General features: G+C 45.0%; 2 rRNA genes. Both read left to right on the forward strand.

The window, feature by feature from the left end:
• Positions 1–142: 142 nt before the first annotated feature.
• Positions 143–2,976, forward strand: a 23S ribosomal RNA gene (locus IEV63_RS12840).
• Positions 2,977–3,146: 170 nt separating this feature from the next.
• Positions 3,147–3,256, forward strand: a 5S ribosomal RNA gene (gene rrf, locus IEV63_RS12845).
• The last annotated feature ends 60 nt before the right edge of the window (positions 3,257–3,316 follow it).

Raw genomic sequence — 3,316 nt, forward strand, 5'->3', positions numbered from 1 at the left:
AAAGTTCTATGACATATTGATTAAGAGAAGAGCAAAAATATTTACATATTAGCTTATATTTATTTTGAATAAATAAGAGTTTTAATATAAGATTACAAACAAACTAATAGAGTTATAGTTATGTTATGTTAATAAAGGTATAGATAAGTTTGTTAAGGGCGTATGGGGGATGCCTAGGCTCTCAGAGGCGACGAAGGACGTGATAAGCTGCGAAAAGCTGTGGGGATTGGCACATACGATATGATCCGCAGATATCCGAATGGGGCAACCCGTCATGTTGAATGCATGACACACCGTAAGGTGAGCAAACCTGCTGAACTGAAACATCTAAGTAAGCAGAGGAGGAGAAAACAATAGTGATTCTGTAAGTAGTGGCGAGCGAACGCAGAATAGCCCAAACCAATTATGTTACGGCATAATTGGGGTAGTAGGACCATGACATTTGGTTATATACTGAACTAGAATAAGTTGGAAAGCTTAACCGTAGATAGTGATAGTCTAGTATAGGAAAGGTATATAATTGATAATGGTATCCTGAGTAGCGCGGGGCACGAGAAACCTTGTGTGAATCAACCGGGACCATCCGGTAAGGCTAAATACTACTGAGAGACCGATAGTGAACAAGTACCGTGAGGGAAAGGTGAAAAGAACCTTGAATAAAGGAGTGAAATAGACCCTGAAACCATACGCTTACAAGCGGTCGGAGTCCTTCGGGATGACGGCGTGCCTTTTGCATAATGAGCCTACGAGTTATTTTATTTAGCGAGGTTAAGTGATTCAGTCACGGATCCGTAGCGAAAGCGAGTCTGAATAGGGCGTTATAGTTAGATATAATAGACGCGAAACCGAGTGATCTACCCTTGGGCAGGTTGAAGCTGTGGTAAAGCATAGTGGAGGACCGCACCCGTTGACGTTGAAAAGTCTTGGGATGACCTGAGGGTAGGGGTGAAAGGCCAATCAAACTCGGAAATAGCTCGTACTCCCCGAAATGCATTTAGGTGCAGCATTGTAATAGTTTTATAGAGGTAGAGCTACTGATTGGATGCGGGGGCTTCACCGCCTACCAATTCCTGACAAACTCCGAATGCTATAAAATGATTTACAGTAGTGAGGGCATGGGTGCTAAGGTCCATGTCCGAGAGGGAAAGAACCCAGACCATCAGCTAAGGTCCCTAAATATATGCTAAGTTGACCAAACGCGGTTTGACTGCTTAGACAGCTAGGATGTTGGCTTGGAAGCAGCCATTCATTTAAAGAGTGCGTAACAGCTCACTAGTCGAGCGGTCGAGCATGGATAATAATCGGGCATAAGCATATTACCGAAGCTATGGATTCCCGCATATGCGGGAGTGGTAGGGGAGCATTGTAATTTGGGTAGAAGATGTATCGTGAGGTATGTTGGACTAATTACAAAAGAAAATGTAGGCATAAGTAACGATAATGCGGGCGAGAAACCCGCACACCGAAAGACCAAGGATTCCTCAGCTATGCTAATCAGCTGAGGGTTAGTCGGGGCCTAAGGCATACCCGAAGGGGGACGTCGATGGACAAGCAGTTAATATTCTGCTACTTGCTTTAAGTTAAAAGAGACGGAGAAGGAAACTTAGTGCGTACAGACGGAATTGTACGTTGAATCCTGAGTAATCAGGAGATAGTATACCAAAGCTACGGTGGCGGTAATAATCTAGGGGACGTACTTCCAAGAAAATCGATTAAAGCAACCCGTACCGTAAACCGACACAGGTAGTTGGGAAGAGAATTCTAAGGTGCTCGAGAGATTCATGGCTAAGGAACTAGGCAAAATGGGCCCGTAACTTCGGGAGAAGGGTCGCCCTCGTTTATACGGGGGCCGCAGTGAATAGGTCCAGGCGACTGTTTATCAAAAACACAGGACTCTGCAAAATTGAAAGATGACGTATAGGGTCTGACACCTGCCCGGTGCCGGAAGGTTAAGAGGAGATGTTATCTTCGGAGAAGCATTGAATTGAAGCCCCGGTAAACGGCGGCCGTAACTATAACGGTCCTAAGGTAGCGAAATTCCTTGTCGGGTAAGTTCCGACCTGCACGAATGGTGTAACGATCTGGACACTGTCTCAGCCATGAGCTCGGTGAAATTGTAGTATCGGTGAAGATGCCGATTACCCGCTGTGGGACGAAAAGACCCCGTGAACCTTTACTATACTTTAGTATTGACTTTGGATAAGTGATGTGTAGGATAGGTGGGAGACTTCGAAGCTGCATCGCCAGGTGTGGTGGAGTCGTTGTTGAAATACCACCCTTTACTTGTTTGAAGCCTAATTCCGTATACACGGAAGACATTACTAGACGGGTAGTTTGACTGGGGTGGTCGCCTCCAAAAGAGTAACGGAGGCTTCTAAAGGTTCCCTCAGCACGCTTGGTAACCGTGCGTAGAGTGCAATGGCAAAAGGGAGCTTGACTGAGAGACATACAGGTCGATCAGGTACGAAAGTAGAGCATAGTGATCCGGTGGTTCCGCATGGAAGGGCCATCGCTCAAAGGATAAAAGGTACTCCGGGGATAACAGGCTGATCTCCCCCAAGAGCTCACATCGACGGGGGGGTTTGGCACCTCGATGTCGGCTCGTCACATCCTGGGGCTGGAGAAGGTCCCAAGGGTTGGGCTGTTCGCCCATTAAAGTGGCACGCGAGCTGGGTTCAGAACGTCGTGAGACAGTTCGGTCTCTATCTACAGTGGGCGTTAGAAATTTGCGTGGATCTGACTCTAGTACGAGAGGACCGAGTTGGACAAACCTCTGGTGTATCTGTTGTTCCGCCAGGAGCATTGCAGAGTAGCTACGTTTGGCAAGGATAAGCGCTGAAAGCATATAAGCGCGAAACCAACCACAAGATGAGATTTCTTTAAAGGGTCGTGGGAGACTACCACGTTGATAGGCTATAGGTGTAAAGGCAGTAATGTCATAGCCAAGTAGTACTAATAACCCAAAAAACTTATCCAAAAGCATAGCTTTAAAGATGTAAGATAAGTGTAATTCTATTGGGGAAGTTTGCAATCAAAAAATAGATTAACTCCACTCTTTTAATCAGTATGTTATTCATATCATCCTACAATAATCTAGTTACTGCTATAGTATAGCCTAGTTAGTAAGTTAGATTTAGGAAATAATTTAAGGTGGTTATAGCAATGAGGCTCACCTCTTCCCATTCCGAACAGAGAAGTTAAGCTCATTTGCGCCGATGGTACTGCAATTATGTGGGAGAGTAGGTCGCCGCCTTCCTTATACTAAAAGTCCTTTATCTATAAAAATAAAGGACTTTTTTGTTTGTAGTAATATTAA

Origin of the sequence: Psychroflexus salis (assembly GCF_014640175.1) — a bacterium.
Lineage (GTDB): Bacteria > Bacteroidota > Bacteroidia > Flavobacteriales > Flavobacteriaceae > Psychroflexus > Psychroflexus salis.